The 22919-nt window shown below is 54.2% G+C and carries 20 protein-coding genes and 2 pseudogenes; 14 read left to right on the forward strand and 8 right to left on the reverse strand.

Features of this window, described 5'->3' with window-relative positions; genetic code table 11:
- Positions 1–68: 68 nt before the first annotated feature.
- Positions 69–602, reverse strand: a complete 534-nt coding sequence (locus ABEH28_RS03260; protein WP_346629093.1) for a hypothetical protein — start codon at positions 600–602, stop codon at positions 69–71.
- A gap of 324 nt (positions 603–926) precedes the next feature.
- On the opposite strand from ABEH28_RS03260, the gene ABEH28_RS03265 reads away from it, so the two are divergent.
- Positions 927–1667: a hypothetical protein gene (locus tag ABEH28_RS03265; RefSeq protein ID WP_346629094.1), complete on the forward strand. Its 741-nt coding sequence runs from the start codon at positions 927–929 to the stop codon at positions 1665–1667.
- 723 nt (positions 1668–2390) lie between these two features.
- Here the strand turns inward: ABEH28_RS03265 and ABEH28_RS03270 are convergent.
- The 3 genes from ABEH28_RS03270 to ABEH28_RS03280 form a co-directional block, all read right to left on the reverse strand.
- On the reverse strand, positions 2391–2690 hold the full coding sequence (locus ABEH28_RS03270; protein ID WP_346629095.1) for a hypothetical protein: 300 nt from the start codon (positions 2688–2690) through the stop codon (positions 2391–2393).
- Between the two features lie 146 nt (positions 2691–2836).
- Positions 2837–3100 carry a hypothetical protein gene (locus ABEH28_RS03275; RefSeq protein ID WP_346629096.1) on the reverse strand — a complete coding sequence of 88 codons (264 nt, stop codon included), beginning with the start codon at positions 3098–3100 and terminating at the stop codon, positions 2837–2839.
- Between the two features lie 177 nt (positions 3101–3277).
- On the reverse strand, positions 3278–3808 hold the full coding sequence (locus tag ABEH28_RS03280) for a hypothetical protein (protein ID WP_346629097.1): 531 nt from the start codon (positions 3806–3808) through the stop codon (positions 3278–3280).
- Positions 3809–4198: 390 nt separating this feature from the next.
- On the opposite strand from ABEH28_RS03280, the gene ABEH28_RS03285 reads away from it, so the two are divergent.
- Together ABEH28_RS03285 and ABEH28_RS03290 are read left to right on the forward strand one after the other, a co-directional pair.
- Complete coding sequence (locus ABEH28_RS03285) at positions 4199–4741, forward strand: CbrC family protein (protein ID WP_346629098.1); 543 nt, start codon at positions 4199–4201, stop codon at positions 4739–4741.
- Between the two features lie 18 nt (positions 4742–4759).
- Complete coding sequence (locus tag ABEH28_RS03290; protein WP_346629099.1) at positions 4760–5230, forward strand: hypothetical protein; 471 nt, start codon at positions 4760–4762, stop codon at positions 5228–5230.
- Between the two features lie 2 nt (positions 5231–5232).
- Here the strand turns inward: ABEH28_RS03290 and ABEH28_RS03295 are convergent, their stop codons facing one another.
- The 4 genes from ABEH28_RS03295 to ABEH28_RS03310 all read right to left on the reverse strand — a co-directional run bounded on the left by ABEH28_RS03295 (position 5233) and on the right by ABEH28_RS03310 (position 9476).
- Positions 5233–5520, reverse strand: a complete 288-nt coding sequence (locus ABEH28_RS03295; RefSeq protein WP_074887899.1) for a hypothetical protein — start codon at positions 5518–5520, stop codon at positions 5233–5235.
- Positions 5517–6440 carry a hypothetical protein gene (locus ABEH28_RS03300; RefSeq protein ID WP_346629100.1) on the reverse strand — a complete coding sequence of 308 codons (924 nt, stop codon included), beginning with the start codon at positions 6438–6440 and terminating at the stop codon, positions 5517–5519. The genes ABEH28_RS03295 and ABEH28_RS03300 overlap by 4 nt, the downstream gene beginning before the upstream one ends.
- A 502-nt stretch (positions 6441–6942) precedes the next feature.
- Positions 6943–8007: an ADP-ribosylarginine hydrolase Tri1 gene (tri1, locus tag ABEH28_RS03305; RefSeq protein WP_346629101.1), complete on the reverse strand. Its 1065-nt coding sequence runs from the start codon at positions 8005–8007 to the stop codon at positions 6943–6945.
- Positions 8004–9476: a DUF6861 domain-containing protein gene (locus ABEH28_RS03310; RefSeq protein WP_346629102.1), complete on the reverse strand. Its 1473-nt coding sequence runs from the start codon at positions 9474–9476 to the stop codon at positions 8004–8006. Before ABEH28_RS03310 ends, tri1 begins: the two co-directional genes overlap by 4 nt.
- Before the next feature lie 749 nt (positions 9477–10225).
- Between ABEH28_RS03310 and ABEH28_RS03315 the strand changes: the two genes are divergently transcribed.
- From ABEH28_RS03315 to ABEH28_RS03365, 11 genes and pseudogenes are all read left to right on the forward strand, one after another.
- Complete coding sequence (locus tag ABEH28_RS03315; RefSeq protein WP_346629103.1) at positions 10226–12061, forward strand: type VI secretion system Vgr family protein; 1836 nt, start codon at positions 10226–10228, stop codon at positions 12059–12061.
- Positions 12062–12082: 21 nt separating this feature from the next.
- Positions 12083–12685, forward strand: a complete 603-nt coding sequence (locus ABEH28_RS03320; protein ID WP_346629104.1) for a DcrB-related protein — start codon at positions 12083–12085, stop codon at positions 12683–12685.
- The gene (locus ABEH28_RS03325) at positions 12682–13917 is read left to right on the forward strand and encodes a PAAR domain-containing protein (RefSeq protein ID WP_346629105.1); all 1236 of its coding nucleotides are present in this window, start codon (positions 12682–12684) and stop codon (positions 13915–13917) included. The genes ABEH28_RS03320 and ABEH28_RS03325 overlap by 4 nt, the downstream gene beginning before the upstream one ends.
- Positions 13917–14270: a hypothetical protein gene (locus ABEH28_RS03330; protein WP_346629106.1), complete on the forward strand. Its 354-nt coding sequence runs from the start codon at positions 13917–13919 to the stop codon at positions 14268–14270. Before ABEH28_RS03325 ends, ABEH28_RS03330 begins: the two co-directional genes overlap by 1 nt.
- A 430-nt stretch (positions 14271–14700) precedes the next feature.
- Positions 14701–14793 (forward strand): annotated as a pseudogene (locus ABEH28_RS03335) (RHS repeat domain-containing protein); the annotation flags it as partial.
- Positions 14794–14829: 36 nt separating this feature from the next.
- Positions 14830–15117, forward strand: coding sequence for a hypothetical protein (locus ABEH28_RS03340; RefSeq protein WP_346629107.1), 288 nt, complete (start codon positions 14830–14832; stop codon positions 15115–15117).
- 28 nt (positions 15118–15145) lie between these two features.
- Entirely contained in the window at positions 15146–15865 is a 720-nt protein-coding gene (locus ABEH28_RS03345; RefSeq protein WP_346629108.1) for a hypothetical protein, read from the forward strand.
- 262 nt (positions 15866–16127) lie between these two features.
- Positions 16128–17546: pseudogene (gene tssI / locus ABEH28_RS03350) on the forward strand (type VI secretion system tip protein TssI/VgrG); the annotation flags it as partial.
- An 11-nt stretch (positions 17547–17557) separates the two neighbouring features.
- Entirely contained in the window at positions 17558–18136 is a 579-nt protein-coding gene (locus ABEH28_RS03355) for a hypothetical protein (protein ID WP_346629109.1), read from the forward strand.
- A 35-nt stretch (positions 18137–18171) separates the two neighbouring features.
- Positions 18172–18639: a DUF1795 domain-containing protein gene (locus ABEH28_RS03360; RefSeq protein WP_346629110.1), complete on the forward strand. Its 468-nt coding sequence runs from the start codon at positions 18172–18174 to the stop codon at positions 18637–18639.
- A 5-nt stretch (positions 18640–18644) separates the two neighbouring features.
- Positions 18645–22916, forward strand: a complete 4272-nt coding sequence (locus ABEH28_RS03365; protein ID WP_346629111.1) for an RHS repeat-associated core domain-containing protein — start codon at positions 18645–18647, stop codon at positions 22914–22916.
- Positions 22917–22919 lie beyond the last annotated feature (3 nt).

Raw genomic sequence — 22919 nt, forward strand, 5'->3', positions numbered from 1 at the left:
CTGAGGGTGATGCGGATTCATGGAAACACGCTTCGAATCGGCGCAAATGCCAATAGACGAACGTCCCGCTAGAGATTATCAGGCACGAAGTCGGGACCTTCAAACTTGTCCCGAACGCCTAACGCCATGCGCATCAATGGCTCCCAGAGACCTTGCTTACTGTTCCACGACTCGCCTGCCCACCGCGTGTCGTTAATCAATTCAGCTTTGTTGGCCTCAAGTTCATGCTTGAGCGCTCTTGCGATGCCAGCTGTATCCATTTCAAAAAGGTCACCATACTTGCCGTTTGGATTTGACTTCTTTTGGATGAGGCAATATTGGTAATACTGGATCCAGTAAGATACAGCATAAATCGCTCGATTTTTGTCTGGGTAGGTGTCCAGAGCCTTTAACATTGCTGTTGCAAATTTGACCGCAAAGGTTTGATTCTTGGTTTTTATCCAATAGTCGAGCACTAACAAGTCGAAGGCAGCCTGCACGTTTTGTGGTTCTTTGGTGTCTACCTTGGCTTCTTGAAAATAGAAGGGCTCTCCGACTATAAATTTGTCGAGTGCGCCGTCCGCTAGCGCGATAAGCAACACATTGTCCAGGTTATCTGTCATTGGATTTGACCCCTTGCGCAGTCAATTGCATGAATGGCCGTCGCTATTTTTTGTTTTGGTGGTCTCGCTGCTGCTCATAGTGAGGGTCGCATCCATCATGATTATCCTTGGGTTTCCAACGGCCAGAGCCTACACGGCCAACGTTACCAAGCTGCTCGGTAGCATACCGGCGATGCGCGCCGGCCGGGTAGGATGAGCGCCACAGCGTGAAGCCCGGTACTGTTCGTATGGAATTGCTGCGCACGTAGCTATGGTGCAAAAGCCAGCCGCGTGTTCGCTAAGTCAAAGCCCTCGACCCATGTGACCCACAAGGAAGAACTTCTGATGAACAACGATCGCACCCCCGACTTCACCAAAGTCCCCGCCGGCCTGACGCCGTTCCCTCCGATTGAAAACGTGTTTGTCGCCGATCAACTGGAGCTGGCCAACCATCTGCACCCTTTGTTCAGCGTTGATATCAGCACCGTAAATCCCGAGTGGTCGGGCGTGCTGCACATGCTCAGCCCGCTGGAGCCCTACGAGAGCCTTGTTGGCGAGCTGACCGAGTGGGACGGGTACCACGGTGATTTGCTGAAAACCAACTGGATCGGCTTCGCGGTTGAGCACGGGCGTTACCGCTTGTGCGGCGACCCGCGCTATTTTTTTCTGCATGAGGGTAACGCGCACCTGACGGACCCTCATCCAGGCGCGAGAGCAGATTTGGAGCAGCACTACGCTGAACAGCACAGTGCGTTTATCAGTACCGTCGAGCGCTTTAACACCAGCGGGGTGCTGGCGCGCGAGCAGGGGGACCCGCTTTATCCGGTCGAGTTCGTCTCGCAGTTGGGCGGTGAAGTCGATGGGGTCGCGAACTGGGTGGAAACGGTCGAGTTTCCGATGCAGATCGTTGAGATCGATGCAGACCGCGGCGACACGAATGTCTATCCGCTGAGTCCTGCGGGCAACCGGTTTTTCCACGTGGCGAGCGTTCCGGGCTGGCATTACCGAACGGCCGGCGCAGACCTGATCGTCATGTTCTACGAGCCAATTGAGCGCTTGGTTTTGTTTACTTTCGATTACAGCTGAATCCATGAATACGGCGAACGCCGTCGGGGTGAAGCTCTCGACTCAAGACAAAGCCCAGCACAACGTGGAGACAGAAAGGGGCGCCGCTGAGGCGTACACGCATTGGCCCAAGCGAAACAGAAGCAAACCTGCTTTCCTTAGTGTCCCTCTGCAGCCGTTGATACCGGGTAGGGCATTAAGGCCCTAGCTTCGATTATGGCTATGTATTGACCTAGTGGGGCTGATCGATGTGGTTACCACGCGCGCTCGCATTATGGCGAGAGCAGTCTAGATAGCATTTACTCACCGTTCTGCCCATTATTCCTAGATTCGATCCATAGGCTCAGCGACAGTGGTTCGCCGCCCGTCACCTCGATCGAAAAATCAGCGTACGCGTCTTCAAGCTCGCCGTACCGTTGAAGATTTTTCTCGGTAAACCGATAGTGGCCAGGTACTGCTCCTATCTGAATGGGTTCGGATAGGTGGCCCGCTTTTGCCAGCTCCAATAACGGCTTTAAATCGGAACAGAGGGCAGCAGCTTCGGGATCTATTTTTGAGTATTCATCGAGCTAATGTTGGAGCTCTAAGGCAGTGTTTATTACTTTTTCGATATTCATCGCTAATTTCCTGCGATCTCTGGTGCCCGCCCGGGGGCAGAGCACGTTTACGTTCATGCGCGTCGTTTTAAGCGAGACAAGGGAAGGGTGCAGCTGAAGCTAGCACGTATCGGTGGAATGCGGGTTGTCACTTCATCTGTTCTCGAAGCCACTTCAAAGCTGGCGTCTCTCCCCCTGTTGCCTCAATCGAAAACTCCGCGAATGCATTTTCCAAGTCGCGATACTGCTGGAGGTTTCTCTCTGTAAAGCGATAACGTCCCGGCACGTCTCGCACTTCAAGCGGGTTCGTGAGCGTGCCAGCTTTTGCATGTATCAATAATGGCTTCAAGTCAGCATGAAGAGCCACGGCTTCAGGATCTATCTTGGAATGTATCAACAGCTGGTATTCAAGGGCAATGGCTAGCTCTTTGAGTCTTGGAATGTTCATGGTTAATTCCCGATTGAGCCTATAGGTTTGACGGATGACCAATCTCCGCGATTAGGAATAAGGTACCACGCCGCGCCGTGCTGCTGGGTACCGGATGTTATCCATTTCCAGCAGCTGCTGCCATCACTATGTTTGGCTTGGGAGTGTCATTCAGGCGAACCTCTCACATCTCCAGGCTTTTCGATAAGCAACTCGTCTAGTTGTCTGTTTCGACATTTCGTGACAAACGCTAATGCAGCGTTAAGGTCCTTTTTAAATAGTTCCAGCTGTGCATGACTAATCTCGTAATATTCTTCATAGTCAGTCATGCCGTTAGTTACCGGAATTGAAGCATAAAACTTCCCCGAGGACTCCTCAATACCTAGGGAAAAGCGCTCCTCGCGATTAAAGTAAGTGTCTGTAAATTTCATAAGGTTCTTTTCGGTAGTAGAGTGGTCATAAATTGATCCGCGGATAATTTGCCAGCATCAATAATGGCGTGAAAGATTTCAACTAAGCTTACAGCTCGTGAAGTTAAAATCAGCTTCCACGAAACCTGCGTGCTTTCGTGAAAGCTTTTAGCGAAAGTACCACGAGCGAAGGTCCCGCTAAAGATTATCAGGCACGAAGTCCGGACCTTCAAACTTATCCCGCACGCCTAGCGCCTCGCGCATCAACGGCTCCCACAGACCTTGCCTACTGTTCCAGGACTCGCCTGCCCACCTCGTATCGGTAATCAAGTCAGCTTTATTGACCTCAAGTTCGTGCTTGAGCGCACCGGCGACGCCAGCTGTATCCAGTTCAAAAAGCTCACCATACTTGCCATTTGGATTTGCCTTTTTTTGGGTTATGCAATAGTAGTAATGCTGGATCCAGTCGGATACAGCATAAATCGCTCGATTTTTGTCTGGATAGGATTCCAGCGCTTTGAACATTGCTGCTGCAAATTCGCCGGGAAACGTTTCATCTTTAGTCCTCATCCAATAGTCGAGTACCAAGTTGAAGGCAGCCATCACGTTTTGTGGTTCTTGGGTATCTACCTTGGCTTCTTGAAAATAGAAAGGCTCGCCGACGATAAATTTGTCGAGTGCGCCGTCCGCTAGCGCGATCAGCAACACATTGTCCAGGTTATCTGTCATTGGGTTCACGTCCTTGCGCAGTCAATTGCACGGATGGCCACCTCTTTTTTTGTTGGCGGTTTCCCTGCGGTTCATAGCGGGGGTGGCATCTGGCATGATTAATCCTTTCGTTTCCAGGGCCCAAGGCCTACCCGGGGCACGTGACCATACTCCCGCTAGCATACCGGTGATGCGTACCGGCCGGGTAGGATGAGCTCCTCAGCTTGAAGCTAGATATTAGCTATGGTGAATTTGCTCCTCACGCAGGTGTGCTTCCAAGCCAAGCGCGTGTTCGCTGATCGCCATGGAGATGTGCCGATTTATGGTCACCTGGATGAGCAATCCGCCATTTTTTTGCTCGATTCAATTAGCGTGTAAGAATGCGATTAAGCAATCACCAAGGATGCGTTTATGACACTGCCCCGCTTTATCTACCATCCCGATCCCGTCGGTACCGGTTCGGTGCAACCTTCTTCCGTCACGTGCGTGAGTTGCAATCAGGCCCGCGGCTACATATACGCAGGGCCGGTATACGCCATTGAGGAATACGAAAACTGCATCTGCCCTTGGTGCATTGCCGACGGGAGTGCGCACCAGCGCCTGGGCGTGACGTTTGTCGATGACGAGAGCGTTGGCCTGGATGGCGATGACACGCTGAGCGAGGCGCAGATCGCCGAAGTCTGTCAGCGCACGCCTGGTTTCAGCGGGTGGCAGCAAGAATGCTGGTTCACTCACTGCGACGACGCGGCCGAATTCATCGGTAAGGCCGGCCACAAAGAGTTGATTGAAATGGGCCCGGCAGCCATCGCCGCCGTTCAGGACTCAACGGGATTGGAGGAGGGGCCGCAGTGGCAAGCGTTTTTAAATGCTCTGGATAAGGATCATGGCCCTACCGCCTACCTGTTCAAATGTCGTCACTGCGCCACGCTGGGCGCTTATCAAGACAACCATTGACGCCAAATGTTGAAGTCTATGAATAAAACAGAATGGCAAGCTCTCAAGCTCAGGCTTAAAAAGTACTTCGCGATTTTCTTCCTGGTCTGCCTCGGAGGGGCACTTATCTATGGCTACATCCACAAACCTGAGCTTCCTCCTCAAATAGTCCTGAAGCAAAACTTCATACCAGGGGAGTGGCTTTATATCGTGGAGGAGGGGAGGGACCCTTCAGATCCCAAGTGGCTAAAGTTCTACATGGATCATCGTGAATCGACTGACGAAACCATGAAGGTGTATTTGGGCAAGACCCCGCCCTTCCTGGTCTCGGACACCGACTTGAAAGACGTGGAAATCCAACCTGTCCCCAACGGCCTGCATATCAAGCTGAAAGGAGCCATCTCGGATTACAGCAGCGACCTTTACCTGAAAGACGGGGACACTTACACCACTTACCGTGTAAGCCTTGAACAGGTCGAAACCCGACCGCCCTTGCCGAGCGGTCGGTGAGCTTATTTCAACAAGGCGATCACTGCGCAGGCCAGCATGATCAACAGCGCCGGCCATTGCATCGGTATAAAAAAGAAGTGGTGGCGAACGCCATCGGGGTGAAGCTCGCGATTCAACACAAAACCCAGCACAACGTTGATGGCTGAACCAATACCCAAGCCCATCAAGAGTTGCATGAGCGATGTATTTCCGGGCTTAACGCTGGAATCCGGCCATAACCACATCATTAACATCAACATCGCTAATGGTGTGAACAACGTCATCCAGCCTGCGCCCCGATAGATCATCATCGGACGTTCATCTCAAAAACATTAGCGGCTGGTTTGCGTGCCTGCTCTTCAACTGCCAACACGACATCAAGCGTGTTGAGGAACAGGTCATGGCTCAGGATGCCGGTGGCGATGGTTGACAATACGGGTTTGCCGTTCTCATCCTTGATCACTACATTTTCGGTCCAGGCGCTGAGGTCTACCGTGCGCAGCGACGACACCGGCACTTTCTTGCCTTGGTACTCGAAGAAGTCCCGGCTCACAAGAATTGGCGCCGTTGTCACTTTAAGGAAGTTGCCGGTTACTCGCTTGCCCCAGACTTGCTTTGAACTGATGCAGTTGAAGGTGACCGACTGGCCCGCCTCCAGCGCTTCGGCCACAGCCGGCAGGCGTGCGCGGACGTGTAAGTCACGGACCAGTTCCTGAAATGCCTGGAAGCCTTTCAATGTATCAACCACTCGATGAAAGGGCTCTGAGGCATTACGACGATAGGCCAGGTTTGTGATCAGGCCGGTCAATACAGTTTGCCCGGAGCTGAATAGGTACAGGTCCTCTATCTCGGCAAACGCCGTGTAGTCGCGCTGGTCTTTAGTAATGCGCACGATGCCGTTTTCAAAAACTTCGTAGTCGGTACTGCGCAGCTTCTTGTGCCAAGCGGTGGTACCCAATAGGCATAGACCGATAAGGGCCAACAAGCCTATGGTGAAACTAAACACTACGTGTTCGCCTGAGAAATTGAGGGTCATGCCGCGGGACGTCTGGAGAGTTACCGGGCCGTTATGGGCCATTGGCACAATCGTGCTCAGATAGAACACGAATGCGGCGAGGCCAAAAAGCACAGCGGCCAATATCAGGCCGAAAATCAAAAAGGCCTTGCCTTGGCGGAAGTTTGCGATCAGCTCGCCGGTGTCGGAAGAAGTGTAGGAGTTGTTTGGTTGCATGAGTGTTGGCGTCCTTGTCATTGGGATGGATGCGCGGCCTTAGGCGCGGGGCAGGGTAGATGGTGCTTTTTCTGGAGAGTGGAGGGGTGTAGCTGAATTCATGGCATACCCGGCTTGATTACTGTCAACGCTCTCTTTGCCCGGCCTGCTTGTTCGAGCAGTCCCATCACGGCGAAGCCTTCAGGACCGTTGGTGTGTGGCATCTATCCTGCCTGGAAGTGGGCACCGGCTTATGCTTCTTCGCTTCTTCCCTGTGAAGGTTCTGAGAGCTTCGGGCTAGAGCTTACCCTCATCTCAATCTGACCAGCCCGGCACACGACGGTGCCGGCCATCTCCGCGATGCGCGATTCGTTGAGGGTATTTCGTGATAGCGCGAGTGTTATAGCCATATTCTCGTGGGGCCAGCAGAGCAACTCTGGCCGAATTGCAAGGTGTCGGAACTGCCATTCTGCATAAGCCTACCGAGCAGTTGCGACCCGGACGCAAAGGTTACGAACTAACTTCATTCATAAAATCGATCTTTATCAGGTGCTTGCTCATGCAGCTGAAATGCTAGGTTTTGGATATGCTCTGACCATGCAACTTTTGTTACCCACTCTTCTGGTATCCCGGACGCGCCATAAAGGGCTCCAGCCAGTTGTCCGGCAACTGCAGCGACACTGTCAGCGTCATCTGCGAGATTAGCAGCTAACAGCACTGCATCTTTAAAGTTGTCAGTGTTCCACACCGCCCACAGTGCTGCCTCCAACGTATCAATCGCGTAGCCACTAGAGCGGATCTGATCACGGGTTTTTTGTTTGTATTCACCTGCATTGATGATGGTTGCTCGCGCTAGAAGGGGACGAACCATAGGCTGGCACATCTCTATCCTATCTGCGCCATTGAGTGCCAAGTGCAATTGTGCGCTCATGAGCTCACAGCAGTTCACTGCTTCCAAAGCTCTGTGGGTGGTGCGACTTTGAGTTTGAGCTTCTCGCCACGTGGATGACAGCATATGCCGCCGAAAGATGGCAACGGGTGCCAGTCTGATTATAGAGCCATTCCCTGCGGTGTTAGGTTCGGTATTCCCAATCCATTTCAGCCTCAGACTTAGCCAGCCCTCGAGTGCATTGCGAGTTGCGTTTCCGATGTCGAAGCAAACTCCATTTACGCTGTTCTTTCCCTGTTTGTACCACTGGCAGAGCCTGTCTAGATAATCTATATAATCAAATCTGCCCTCTGCCAAATAGGTTTCTGCTAAGCACAATGCCATGCTTGTATCATCGGTCCACTCCCCTGGCTTTAAATTAAATGGTCCGCCGCCCACCATATCCTTCACATGTTTTGCATCGCGTGGCAGGAACTCAAGGGTGGTGCCTACGGCATCTCCTATAGCCAGCCCCAACAAAGCTCCTTTCGCTCTGTCTATGGATTGGCTGTGGGTCAGAGTGGAGGGTCTAGACCTCTCCCATTCAGCCTCGACATACCCTCTGCTGCCTGCATCACGAGGGTAGGAGGGCGGCTGCAAATGATCGTATCTATGAGCGTATTCGGTTACGATCAGCGTCGTGCTATGAAGGTCGATCATGGGACTTCTTCTAGTAGTAAATGGGTAGTTGAGCCTGATTCAATCCGGTTTAAAACCTTAAAAGATGTTCCTGGCGGATACAGTATTTCGGCCTCGTTCCACTCAGCAAGAAAGCTGATATCTTTGCCCGACACGCCGCGTACCAGCATTTGTGTATTCCCACTGAATGGTATCTTCGCTGATGAGCTAAAAAATCCCTTGTCTGTCTCGGTCGCTCCCATCTGCATCCGATCCAATACTGCCTTAGGCAGATCCGTTCCCCTCCGCGACTCACCACCAGCATACTGAGGCAGGCGTGCCAGTCCTTCAGTGGCATGATGAGCAAATGCCTCCACTTCAGGTGTTGCTGTACCGGAACGCAACGCTGCGTTGAATTCTTTGTATACGTCATTTGTAGAGTACCCATAAAGAGCACCTATTTGATCGTCCGAAAGCAGGGCTGACAGCGCAGGATCTCGTACATTAGCTTGTTCTCTCCCCTTCTTAATCCAACTATCTGCCAAATCTTGACCGACGGCCTCGCGGAGACTCATTACTTTGGGGGCCAGCACTGTGGGTCTGTCTGGAGTCCGTTCGCGGGGCGGTTGCTCCGGCTCGACCTTTACCACCGGAACTGCTTCCTTCGCCTGCAATTCCGGCTGAGCCAAAATCTTCTGTTCATTGCGCGCTAACCACGCCGCGAATTCCTTGTTCGAAATGTCGGCTTGTAGCTTGGCGCTGCGGGTAGCGATACTCTCCAGACTGTTCATCACGCCGGCCTTCATCTGCCCGCGCGTCAGATAAGTCACGATCGCCGTTAGCAGCAGCATCACCAGTTGCTCTTGCCCGCGAGCCAATTGCCGAGCGGCGCGTTCAGTGCGTTCTTGTACCTGCGCAGCCGAACCGCCAGTTGGGTCAAGACCTGCGGGCTTTAAGCCGTCTTCGGCGTGCCACGCGGTGGCGAGCCCTTCCTGCAGCGTCGCGAGACATGCCGGCAAGCCTTGGTAGAAGTATTCCGCAATGGCCGCCAAGCCCAGAGCCATCAGAATCAAGTTGCCAACCTGCAGACCGATTCCGGAGCCAACCATGGCGCCAGGCAGGGCGCCTACGCCGAACGCCAATGAACCCACCGCGCCCCCGACAGCGCCGCCGACTGCGACGCTCCCCCCAAGAATCATCACGACGTCCTGCACCAGCTTGATCAGCACCGGCATGATTTCATTGATGTTGATCGAGGCCCACTTGCGGGTGAGCTCGGACTGCATGATCGGGTAGGAGAGGGCCATGGCCTGCCGGACGTGATCAATCCGATCGCCGCCCATATAGCCGTAAGCCTGGCTGAGCCCGTTACTGACCCGGCGGCTCATGCCGTCCCAACCGTCGTTGGCGCTCTGCAGACCCTGATCGATGCTCTGATTGATCGCGCCGAACTTATGGTCGAGATTCCGCTCGATGTCGTCCCAGCTAGGTATGTTGGCTAAAAAGTCCATTTACACATCACAGTCCTGGAGAGAGGCGCCATGGAGCGCCTTGAGTGAGCGTGGGTGTTGCGGTTGGCGATTACAGCTAGCACGTTGCCAGCAGGAGCCGTCAAGTCCGCTATCGACCGCTAAAGTACGATTTAATTTCCAGCGGCTGGCATTTTTCTCATGTTTTTTACACTCGGCAATGATGGCAGAACATCGTCACTCAACCAGCTGACGCCTATTGCCCCCGGCAAGCGCCTGTGATTACGGGCACTTCGAGACATTCACCCGCCGGTAAGAAATTTCAAATGGGATCCACCGTGCTGCGCGACCGTTCGCAAAATCGATTCACCGGGTTGACAGCGGGAGGCGCATAAGTGTCTCCTTTGCCGCTGTGAACCATCTGTAACGATTCTGAGACTGTGATGTCGTTCGCGATTTACTGTGCCTGGTGGCACTTTCGCATTGCGGCGCGGTCGCAGTGTCCAGCAATAGAATGCTTACCCGGAATCAGATGGCGTTGCTAACCGCTTGTGCACTCAAGCACGGACGCAACCGTCGATTTCGAGACTGTTGTTTTAAAGAAGCGTCTGTAGCTCGGGTCCTACGTGATTGTAGGAATGCCCTCACGGCCGATGGCGAACCCGCCCGGTGGCGCGTCATCAACCCGTTAGCGACGATGCAACAAGGGCTCCGGCCCCCTTGTCGGCTCGTAACCTGTTGTTGCTGAGCATGGCGGTAGCGTTCTACCCCGTGCCATCCAGGAGATTTTCATGATGATGGACCTTGCCGCGTTGCTCTCGCCCCAGAACCGGCGCCTGTTCAAGTTCAATAACCTCGCCAACCCGGAACAGCAACTGCTGCTCGAAACCTTCAAAGGTCGGGAAGCGCTGTCCCAAGCGTACAGCTTCGAGCTGCTGCTGATCTGCGAAGACTCCGGGGTCGAGCTCAAATCGATGATGGGGCAACTGGTCACCATCGAAATCGAATTGGCCGACAGCACGCCGCGCTATATCGCTGGCTACCTCACGCGCTTTGCCAGCACCGGCAGCGACGGCGGCATGGCCCGCTATACCGCGACGCTCAACCCCTGGTTCTCGATGCTGAAAAACCGCTTCGACACGCGGATCTTTCAGGGCAATACCGTCGAGGAAGTGGTGACCCAGGTGTTCGCCCTCTGCCCGGCATTCTCCCGCCATGAATTCCGCCTGACCAAGCCGCAAAAGCGCTACACCTACATCACCCAATATCGCGAAACCGACTTCAACTTCGTCCAGCGTCTGCTCGAAGAAGAAGGGATGTTTTACTACTTCGAGCACACCGCCGAAGGCCACACCATGATCATCTGCGACGACTCCAGCATGCTAGAGCCGTTGCCGGAACAACCGCAGATCCGCTTCCACACCGCGTCCGTCACCGAGACCGCAGACTCCATCACCCAGTGGAGCGGCAACCGCCAGTTGCAGGCGGGCAAGATGGCCGTGCAGACCTTCGACTACCGTCAGCCCAACAACCGTCTGCCCGTCGGTATGAACAGCCTCAACAAGCAGGGCGACGTCGAGACGTTCGAGATCTATGACTTCCCCGGCCAGTACACCCACGGCACGTACGACGAGGGCGAAACGCTGTTGCGTCTGCGCATGGAAGCCCTGGAAATCCGCGGCAAAAAGTTCGAAGGCGCGAGCAACTGCCGCGCGATGAAGCCTGGCTACACCTTCGAGCTGGTGCAGCACTACGACCACGATCAAGGCTCGGCCGACGATCGCCAGTTCCTGCTGATGGGCATCGAAAGCGAAGGCCACAACAACTACCTCAACGGCCATCAGGCCAGCTACTACAACACCTTCTCCTGCGTGCGCAAAAAGATTCCTTTCCGCCCGCAACTGTCCACGCCGCGGCCGACCATCTCTGGGCCACAGACCGCCATCATCGTCGGCCCGCCAGGCGAAGAAATCTTCACCGACGAACTCGGCCGCGTGAAAGTCCAGTTCCACTGGGACCGCAACGGCAAGTACAACGACCACAGTTCCTGCTGGGTCCGCGTCGCCCAGTCCGGCGCCAGTGGTGGCTTCGGCAGCATCCAGATTCCGCGTGTGGGTGATGAAGTTGTCGTGGTTTTCCTGGATGGCAACCCCGACCGCCCGCTGATCATGGGCAGCGTCTACAACAGCAAGAACACCCCGCCGTGGTCGTTGCCGGCGAACAAGACGCAGAGTGGTTTTCTGACGCGCTCGATCAAGGGTAAAAGCTCGAACGCCAACTCCTTCATGTTTGAAGATAAGTCTGGCGCTGAGAAGGTCAGCCTGCACGCCGAACGGGATATGGAAACCGAGATCGAGGCGAATGAGATCCACAAAGTTGGAGGCAATCGTGAAGTTAAGGTCGGGGGCACCCACACCGAAACGATCCAGCTGCAGACAGCCATTAATGTTGAGGATGGGGCGTACAAGCTCTCCGTCAAGAAGGGTGAAGTGAAGATCACCGCCACCACATCTATCACGCTGCAAGTGGGCGCGAGCTCCCTGACCATGAAGTCCGACGGCACCATCACGTTGTCCGGCAACGTCGTGGACATCGAAGGCAAATCGATCATCAACCTGAACAAGTAGCAGACGGACAAGGAACGCCCCATGCGCACCAGTATGTATGACCGGATTTCCGAGAAACGCATTGCGGAAGAACAACGCCTGGAAGCTGAACGCCTGGAACAAGAGCGTGTAGCTAACCTGATTCCGAAACCCCACGAGCGTTTTCAGACCAACGAATTGAGCTTCGTGCGGCCGGAGAGCTTCAAGGACAAGACCTTTCATGTCTTCACCTTGACGGATCTTGGGCCTAGCCCGTTTTCACTCGTCATTGGCCGCTCGGTCGTCGCAGCGGATACCGATTTAGAAACGGTTGCGCAGCAATTGCTGGCTGAACTGAATAAAACCCTCGCCCACCTGGAGTGGGTCGAGCCACTGTTTCCCACGACGACCGCAGGCGTTGATGCTAGACAAGTTGAATTCAGATGGCGTCAGCAGGGACAACCTGTTCACCAATTGCAACTGATCTTCCTGCACCGTGATGAGCATGAACAACCGTTGCTGATGCAGATCACCGGGACAAGCAATAACCCAGCTGGGATGACGCCAGCCGAGCGTGAGGCATTTGCTTCCATCGTCGAAACACTTGAATTACGAACACCGCCAGGCCCCGATGATGCGCACAGTGGAGAGGCCGCCTCGGTATGAGTGCGGCCGCCCGGGTCGGGGATCCGATTGAACACACGTCAGCGCTGGAAGGCTTGCTCCTGGGGTTAGCCGTTGGCGCTGCGGCGGTAGTGGTTGCGGCGGCAGCGGGTGTCACCATTGTCGCAACAGGCGGATTGGCCGCAGTGGCTGCGGTTGGCGCGGTCATGGCGTTGTCGGCGGGATTTGGAGAGCTGATTGGCAGTCTGTCTTGGTGCACCAACAAAGCCGGGCAGATATTCAAAGGATCAGGAAACGTCTTCACCAATGGAAAGCCCGCAGCACGGGCTCATGTTGATACTGCAACGTGTGACAAACATGGCTCGGTGCCGCAAGTCATTGCCCAAGGAAGTCGCACGGTTCACATCAATGGCCAGCCTGCCGCCCGCGTGGGAGATCGCACCGTCTGTGACGGGAAGATTAGCGCTGGGTCTGGCAACGTTAATATTGGCGGCGCAACTGAACAGACGGACGATATTAACCCTGAAGTCGAGCCATGGCTTCATTGGCTTGTGGGCGGCATCGGGTTCGGTAGCGCTGTAGTCCTGACGTCACCCCTCATAGCGATCACTGCATTTATAGACGGTGCAATAGGCGGTGTTATTGGCAGCGTCTTAGGTGGCCGATTGTTCGGGGAGGACTCGGATGAGCAGAAGGTCATGGCGTTCAGTGGGGCGCTTATAGGCGGCTGGTTTGGCGCGCGGTATGAGGTCAAAACTCAGGGTTTTGGGTCGAACTTAGCTAACGTAAAAATCCAACGTCGAGGAGCATCTGTTGGAGAACCAGAAAAAGTTCCGACCTATAAAGTTCCGCACTCTCCCGTTACCAAGGCACAAAGAGCAGATCTCAAGGCTAAGCTGGAAAATAGGACTTTGACCAGAGAGGAGTATAAGCGTCTTGATTGGGATCGAAGGTTCGCCAATAAACGGGCAAAAGGAGTGTCAAGGTTTTGGGCAGATGAGCGCGCTAAGCTTAAACTAGATGAGCCAGGCACTCGAAATTGGTCTGCAGACCAGCAAGCTGACATTCTAGCGAATAAAACGCCAAAATTTAATGGTGAGTCAATTCAAGGGCATCATAAATATAATGCACTCGATCACCCTCAACTTGCCAGTGATCCCAAAAATATCTATCCTGCTACTCGCACTGAGCACTTTGAGCGGTGGCATGGTGGAAGCTGGAGGAACGATTCTTTTGGCGAGCCGCTTAACTATTCATATCCTGAGGAGTTCTAATGTCAGTTATTGCAATCGTACTTAATGAAGCATCTGCCAGTGCTAAAGGGCTGCTAGAGCTTCATCGGATCTTGGGGGTGTCTTTGCAAGACATAAAAGAAAAGGCATCTAGTCGCGAGCCGATCGTAGAGGTTGAGATATTTGAAGGTGAATATCAGGCCCATGCTGAGTTAATACGAGCAGTAATTATCGCGCTTAAGAAACACAATATCAGTGCCAATTATTATGAAATTCCCTATGGTGAGCATTATTCGGGCAATTCCCGCCTCAGTACTTGGCGTATTGATTCGGACAATGTTGAGGGCATTTTGACTGCCGCTGACGCTGAGATTGAGCGCCAGTTGAACGGCTAACATATTTATCTGAATTCGCTTGAGTGATTTGGGTATAGTGCCAAGGTTAGCCGCGCCTGCGCCTAAGTAATTTACGCAAGGTTTCCGGTGAATACAATAATTCCACTATCATTCAGTCATGCAGCAAACTCAGGTGTTAGCTAAAAAAGCATGCTGCAAGTAGGGCGCATCAGCTAGATAGTTGGTGCCAGATCGTTCTCTACACAGGATGAGAAGTGTTCAGGGTTTCGCTCCATTACAATACGGAACAGTGCAGCAGTCCCCATGGAGTAGCTGCGTGTGTTCAAATTAATGATTGTTAAAGAAAGGTGGCTGGGCCGCAGAATTCACCATCGAAAAGTTGGATTAAAATCAAACAGCTCTCAGTTTCTTCTGGGCTGTTTACCAAGCGTAGGCAAGTTAGTCACGACCAAGAAGTGGAGCCGATAACCTGATCGGCATCACGCTATCCGATGGCAATAAGCTGGCATTCAAGTACGACGACTTCTCCCGCCTGATCGAAGAGACCCATCCGCTGGGGCGCAAGATCCGCTACAAGCACCACCTCGGCACCACGCTGGTGACCGAAACCACGTTCCCCGACGGCAGTGTCTGGAAGGCCCGCTACGAGGATAAAGGCAACCTGATCGCTGAAGTCGATGCACTCGGCCACAAAACCGAGTACCTCAACAGCGACGACGGCCTGCCGCACACCATCATCGACGCCACACACGAATACGAAGCCAACGGGCAGCTGCACAGCCGCGACACTGGCCGTCTCGTAGGCAGCGAAGCGTTCAGATACGACGCTACAGCGCTGATGGAGCAAGAATGGCTGCCGAAGGAATTAGGTATCGCCAGGATGTAGGTCCTGACTTTGAATAGGGGTTCGTGATATGTTTTCTAAGCAGGATTTGCTAGAGTCTTTCCCAGTAGTTGAGGAAAGAGGCTCGGGATATTACTTCTTTCAACATAAGCTGCCTAAGCTCGTGTATGAATATTGCCTAAAAAGCGCTGAGGACAAAGATCTCTTAACTGTTACGGAGGACACAGCCGATCGTGATTTCGCAATTAAGGTAGTGGATCAAGCGCCGCTTGATTTGTCACGTGAGAAGCCAACTTTATATAAGTTGAGTGGAAATGACTACGGGTTTACCCATGCTTTGGCTGTTCCAAGTTCTTATCATTCGAGTCTGAAAGGAAGACTTGAGCCCAAACGTGGTAATCTATTTCTCTGTATTCCTATCTTTAGATGTGAGTTTGCTGGGGATGAGTCTGAAGCGGAATTCAGGGATATGATATCTCGAATGATTCCGGTTTTTAGATGGCAAAGACACGTGTTCCCTAAGCTTAGGGTGTATTTTGATAACCCGGCGACGGCGAGTGGCTCTGCCGAGGATGGAGTACTGATGAAAGTGCCAACATTGGTGTCGGAAATCGAAAATCTAAATGGCGTTGTTAACGGTTTCATTGAGATAACCAACTACGAAGCTAAGGTGGTCGAAATTCTGTTTCTGGAAGTTGATGTGTATACGTTAATTCGTGACCGGTCTACTGAGGTGACGCTCTCCGTTGATGAATTGAAGAAGGAGATCTTGGAATTTTCACAAGTGTGAAGGCAGCGGGCGAAAATCCTTGGAGTCAGTGGAAGTCCGCCTGAGAATGGTTTGAAAATATGTATAAATTGAACACATGGCCGAGACAAGCAGGGGTGGATGCATTCCGCTTCTGCGCGGCTTTTTATAAACTAACCTGATTTCCATCCCTGATCGACAGTTAGAGGATTAAATGCTTTGCAGATTAGCGATACTTGAGTAGAACTTCCTATTCTTATTCTTGCGTGAGACGGTAGTTCCGGTTTTCTTATTACGGATTGATCTCATACGGTCTCGCAAGCGCTACACCTACATCACCCAATACCGTGAAACCGACTTCAACTTCGTCCAGCGTCTGCTCGGAGAAGAAGGGATGTTTTACTACTTCGAGCACACCGCCGAAGGCCACACCATGATCATCTGCGACGACTCCAGCATGCTGGAGCCGTTGCCGGAACAACCGCAGATCCGCTTCCACACCGCGTCCGTCACCGAGACCGCAGACTCCATCACTAAGTGGAGCGGCAACCGCCAGTTGCAGGCGGGCAAGATGGCCGTGCAGACGTTCGACTACCGTCAGCCCAACAACCGTCTGCCCGTCGGGATGAATAGCCTGAACAAACAGGGCGACGTCGAGACGTTCGAGATCTACGACTTCCCCGGCCAGTACACCCACGGCACTTACGACGAGGGCGAAACGCTGTTGCGCCTGCGCATGGAAGCCCTGGAAATCCGCGGCAAAAAGTTCGAAGGCGCGAGCAACTGCCGTGCGATGAAGCCCGGTTACACCTTCGAGCTGGTGCAGCACTACGACCACGATCAAGGCTCGGCTGACGATCGCCAGTTCCTGCTGATGGGCGTTGAAAGCGAAGGCCACAACAACTACCTCAACGGCAATCAGGCGAGCTACTACAACACCTTCTCCTGCGTGCGCAAAAAGATTCCCTTCCTCCCGCAACTGTCCACGCCACGCCCGACCATCGCCGGGCCACAGACCGCCATCATCGTCGGCCCGCCGGGCGAAGAAATCTTCACCGACGAACTCGGCCGCGTGAAAGTCCAATTCCCCTGGGACCGCAACGGCAAGTACAACGACCACAGTTTCTGCTGGGTTCGCGTCGCCCAATCCGGCGCCAGCGGCGGTTTCGGCAGCATCCAGATCCCGCGTGTGGGCGATGAGGTAGTCGTGGTTTTCCTGGACGGCAACCCGGACCGCCCGTTGATCATGGGCAGCGTCTACAACAGCAAGAACACGCCGCCGTGGTCGTTGCCGGCGAACAAGACGCAGAGTGGTTTTCTCACGCGCTCGACCAAGGGCCATGGCGGTACGGCGAACTTCTTCCGTTTCGAGGACAAGTCTGGCGCCGAGCAGATCATCATGCACGCCGAACGCAACATGGACACCGAGATTGAGCTGGATGAAAAGCACGACGTCGGGAATAACAGGACCATTACCGTAGGCGGCACCCACACCGAAACGATCAAGAAAGACACGGTGATGACCATCCAGGACGGTTCGCTGACGATTCAGGTAGACAAGCAGTTTATTCAGATCGGTGCCCAGACCCACATCATTCTTCAAGTTGGAGAAAGCTCCATCACGATCACGCCGGACGGCATTGAAATTAAAGGTAAAACCATTTCCACCGTCAGCACCGGGACGACGCAGATCAAGGGTTCTCAAGTGCGGGTCAACGATTAAGGATGCGAATCATGGCCAGAACCAGCATGTACGATCGGATATCGGAGAAGCGTCTGGCTGCGGAAGCTGCTGCGCGCGAGGAAGAGTTGCTCAAGGCCCAGGCAGTCAAGCCGGAACCCGAACCAGAGCCAGTGACTCCGTTGAAGAACGTACCCAGCAGCTTCAGCTTCGGCGGGTTCGAACTGCTTTTCCCCCAGGGCTTTAGCTTCCGTGACATCCAGACGACGATCGAGCATGAAGGCGACCCTGTGGTGCTGACGATCAAGCGTCGGGATGTGCCTGAAGGCGCGACGCTGGACAACCTTCTGGCAGAGTCGATGCAAACCTTCCGCAAGCTTTACCCGGAACTTCGCGTCATCCGCGAGCGCGACTGCACCGTTGCAGGGAGTGCCGCAAAAGCAGTGGATTTTTACTTTGCGATCGGACACGCGGAACGCCATGGTCGTCTCGTCGGTAGCATCGTTCCCGTCGCGGATCAGCGTGAATCGCAGTGGCTGACCCTGTCCTGCGTCATTGATCCGGTCAAACCGAACTTGAGCCTCTGGCTGGTCGACTTCGACAATATGCTCTCCGGCATGGCTGCCGTCTGAGCGACGTTATTTTAGATTTCAGGAAGTGAGTTCAAATGGACTATGAGTTGCAAGAGGGCAGCATCGCGCTGCCACAAGGATTCCAGGACCGCACCGTCAATATGTTCGTGCTGGGCGCGAGCATCCCGGCTCCGCTGAGTATCACCATTTCCAGAGATACATTGCTGCCGTCCGAGGCGCTCAAGGCTTATGTCGATCGGCAAGTAAAGATGCTGGCGTCCAAATTGCGCGGCTACACGCTGCTGGGCAAAAAAAATGCAGAGCTGTCTTCTGCTACGCCGATTGATGGCCTTCAGATTGACGCTTACTACATGAATGAAGGCCGGCCTTTCTATCAGCGCCAGGCAGCCTTCTTGATTGAACCAGACCGCGCGTTGATTTTCTCCACGACTGCCCAGGCCGACTTCAGCGCCGAGCAAAATCGGAACTGGCTCGATTTGCTCGCCAGTTTCAAGGTAAGGCAAAACGGTCAGACCGTGCCCGACGCCAGCGAACAGGAGTAGCCCTCATGTTCGAAGCCGCTCGGTTTGGTGATGAGATATCGCACACCAGCGCCTTGGGGGGATTTCTCCTCGGTGCTGCGTTGGGTATCGCACTCGTGGCCACAGTTGCTATTGCAACCTTCACTTGTGGTTTTGGTGTCGCGCTTTTAGCAGGTATGGCCGCAGGCATCGGAGGTAGCCTGCTCACTGCGGCGGGAGAAGCGTGGGGCCGCTCGTTTTCATCCCCTTCCGGCACGATTGTGACCGCTTCCCCCAACGTCTTCGTGAATAGCCGTCAGGCGGCGCATGTCGCTCAAAGTCTGGGCGCATGCAGCAAACATCCCGGTGCGCCAGCCCAAGTAGCCGAAGGGTCCACTAACGTCTTCATCAACGGTACAGCCGCAGCGCGCAAAGACGACAAGCTCACCTGCGGCAGTACGATTTCCAGTGGCTCAGATAATGTCCTCATCGGCGGCGGCACCCATCGTTATTTGCCCGTCGACGATGAGGTCCCCGCCTGGCTGCGCACAACCGTCGATGTATTGATGGCGGTGGCCGGTGCTGCCGGAGGCATCGCCCAACTGTTGAAACAGGGCGCACAAGCCGGCATGAAAGCGGTGATGCCCTGCGTGATGAAATTCACCGCAGGCTTTGTGGCGGGTGAGGTCGCCAGCCGCTATGTGGTGGGTCCGGCCATCGAGCGTGCGGTCGGTGGTCATGCAGGCAACCCTGTTGATCTCACCACAGGCCGTAAATTCATTCCCGACGAGGTCGATTTCAGCCTGCCGGGTTTGATGCCGATCGAGTGGTCGCGGTTTTATGCCAGCGATCTGACCGTGGACAGTATTTTGGGGCGTGGCTGGATTCTGCCGTGGGAACAAAGCCTGCGCCGCAGTGGCCGTTTTGTTTACCTCACCGACAACCAGGGTCGCAGCGTTCCTTTCGTGGACGTGCAACCTGGCGAGCGGATCTACAACCCTCACGAGCAGGTTTATCTGGTCTGCACCGAGGGCGGGCATTACCTGCTGCAAACCCTCGACAACATCTTCTTCTACTTCGGCGAAGTCCCGGAAGACGACACGCCCACGCCGGTCCAGCGGATCGAAAACGCCCTTGGGCATTTTCTGCATTTCACCTACACCGTCGCCGGCACGCTCACTGACATCAGTGCCACTGGCGGTGTACGTGTCCACCTGGATTACGACCATCCATTGGGGCGCCTGACTGACGTCAAACGCGTGGTCGATAATCTTGCCGTTGAAACCCTCGTCCAGTATCGCTACGACGACAACGGCCAGCTCGCTGAGGTCATCAACCGCAACGACGACTCAACGCGCCGTTTCAGCTACACCGACGGTGTGATGGCCAGCCATAGCAACGCGCTGGGCCTTAGCTGCAACTACCGCTGGGAAATCATCCAAGGCCAGCCGCGCGTGGTCGAGCACTGGACCAGCGACGGCGAACACTTTCATTTCCGTTACGACTTCAAAAATCGGACTTCCTGGGCGGTCGATGTATTGGGCCGCGAGCTGGAAGTGCACCACAACGCGGATCATCGCGTCGTCGCCAGCCGTGACTATGGGGGCGAGCGGTACGCGATTGAGATCGACGACAACGGCAACATGACCGGACTGACGATGCCAGATGGCAATCGTCTGACGTTCAAGTACGACGAATACGCACGGCTTGTTGAAGAGACCGATCCGCTTGGTCGGACCATTTCCTATAGCTATCACCAGCTGACTACGCTAGTAGCGTCGGTGTCTTATCCAGACGGTAGCACCTGGAAAGCGCGCTACGACAACAAGGGCAACCTCATTGCAGAAACAGATGCGCTCGGTCACAAGACGGAGTACCTCAACAGCGACGACGGTTTGCCGCACACCATCATTGATGCGACTTCAAAATCGAAATATCTCTGGTGGAATGGCTTGGCGCAGGTTGAGCGGTTTCAGGACTGTTCAGGGAAAAGCACCTTTTATAGCTATGACGATCGGTCCCATTTGATCGCCGTCACCGACGCGTTGAATCAGACGACACGGCTAGAGCGTAAGCCTGACGGCGAAGTGGTGCGAATCGAACACCCGGATGGCACGGCTGAGTCGTTTACCTACAACACACTTGGTCAGGTGCTGACGCATACAGATGGCAAGGGGCAGACCACGCGTCTGCTCCGTACGGCACGCGGGCTCCCTTCTAGCCGACAGGATGCGAAGGGACAGCGCATTCGCTACGAGTACGACAAAGCGATTCGGCTGACAGCGTTGGTCAACGAAAACAACGCGGCTTATGAGTTTGCCTACGATGCTTCTGATCGTCTGATTGAAGAAAAGCGCATCGACAACCTGACGCGCCGTTTCAGCTATAGCCAAGGCGGACATCTGACACGGTTGGATGAAATCGGCTACGGGGATAGGGCTGAGCGGCCGCAGCGCAGTACGGAGTTTGAGCGTGATGTGATTGGCCGGTTGTTGGCCAAGGTCAATCAGGATGCGCGGGAGGATTACATATATGACGACGCGGATCGGCTGCTCAGCATTCACCGGCTGCCTTTAAGCATTGGCAAAAAGCTGGGCGTGGCGGAAGAAACGCTCGACTTCAGCTACGACCTCTTAGGTCGTTTGGTAAAAGAAATCACACCGCAAGGCGCGCTTTCCTACGAATACGATCCGCTCAGTAATCTGACCACGCTGACATTGCCGACGGGCCAGCATCTGAACCATCTGTATTACGGCAGCGGTCATCTGCATCAGCTTAACCTCGACGGGCTGCTCATCAGCGACATGGAGCGCGATGACCTGCATCGTGAGGTCTATCGCTCCCAGGGCAAATTGACCAGTTGTTTTGGTTACGATGCGATGGGGCGCAAGAGCTGGCAGTTCGCTTCGACTATACCGGCTGAAAAGCTGTCGCAGATCCAGAACCCAGGTATCAACACTTCGCTGCTGGTCGATCATGCTTGCAACCCGATTCACCGGCGCTATCAGTACGACCCGGCCGGAGAGCTGTCCCGCACGCTCGACAAACTGCGCGGTGAGATCAAGTACGAGTATGAAGCGAACGGTCAGCTGCACAGTCGCGATACTGGGCGCTTGGTAGATAGCGAAGAGTTTCGATACGACGCTGCGGCCAACCGCCTGAACTTCAACACCAGCCAGTTCGATCAGGTGAAAGATAACCGCATCAAGCGCTGGCGCGATCAGGAATATGCCTACGACGCTTGGGGCAACCTGATTGAGAAGCGGGTAGGGCTGAGCAAGCTTCAGACGTTCAGCTACGACTGCGAAAACCGGCTTGTGCGTGCGGAAACTGTGGTTAATAGCCAAGTGCACAGCGTCGGGACATATCTGTATGACAGCTTGGGGCGGCGGGTCGGAAAGACGTCTGAGATCGCGGGACAAGCCGAGCACAAGCATTTCCTGTGGCAAGGCTTGCGGATGCTGCGTGAGGAAACGCCTTGGCAGAGCTGCCTCTATATCTACGAGCCTGGCAGCTATGCGCCACTTGCCCGGGTTGACCAGAGCGAAGGTGAGGAAGAGCGGAAGCTTTACTACTTCCATACCGATCAGATCGGCACGCCGCTTGAGATGACTAATGTCGATGGCCAGATTGTTTGGCAGGCGAAGTACAAGGCGTGGGGTGAGATCGAAACACTGGGTGTGAATGAGGTTGAGCAGAATTTGCGGTTTCAGGGTCAGTACCTCGACGAGGAGACCGGACTGCACTACAACACATTCAGGTATTACGACCCGGAGGTGGGGCGGTATGTCACGCAGGATCCGATTGGGTTAGATGGGGGGACCAATTGCTATGGGTACTGTAATAATCCTGTTGCATGGATTGACCCTCTAGGGCTGGATTGGAACTACTTTCTGTCAGATGCCAAAGGCGATGTTTTTTATCACGGCCGGGCATCCGACAATGCTTCGCTCACCGATGTGATGCGCCGCCACGAAGGCACGATAGGTGCAGACGGTCCACGGTTGGCGAATGGGGATAGCATTACGCAAGTTACCGCTAAAGGGACACCATATGACACTGTCCGAGGTATCGAAAGCTCAGGTATCAGGGAGCGTCAGGTGCTGGGGCGTGGCAATGCTAATCTTAGAGGTAACAAAATTCATGGCATATCCGACGCCAAGCTTTCAACAACTGTTGGCGCGGATAGAATGAGTGCAGCGAGTACCTACCTCGAGGCGAAAGGTGCTAGTAAGGTTAGTGAGTTGCCCGGACTCGAAACCAGAAAATCTTCTAATATTGCTGGAAAGCCTTCTAACGTTAAAGGCACTACTTGTTAAGGT

It is taken from the genome of Pseudomonas sp. Ps21-P2 (assembly GCF_039672565.1).
GTDB lineage: Bacteria > Pseudomonadota > Gammaproteobacteria > Pseudomonadales > Pseudomonadaceae > Aquipseudomonas.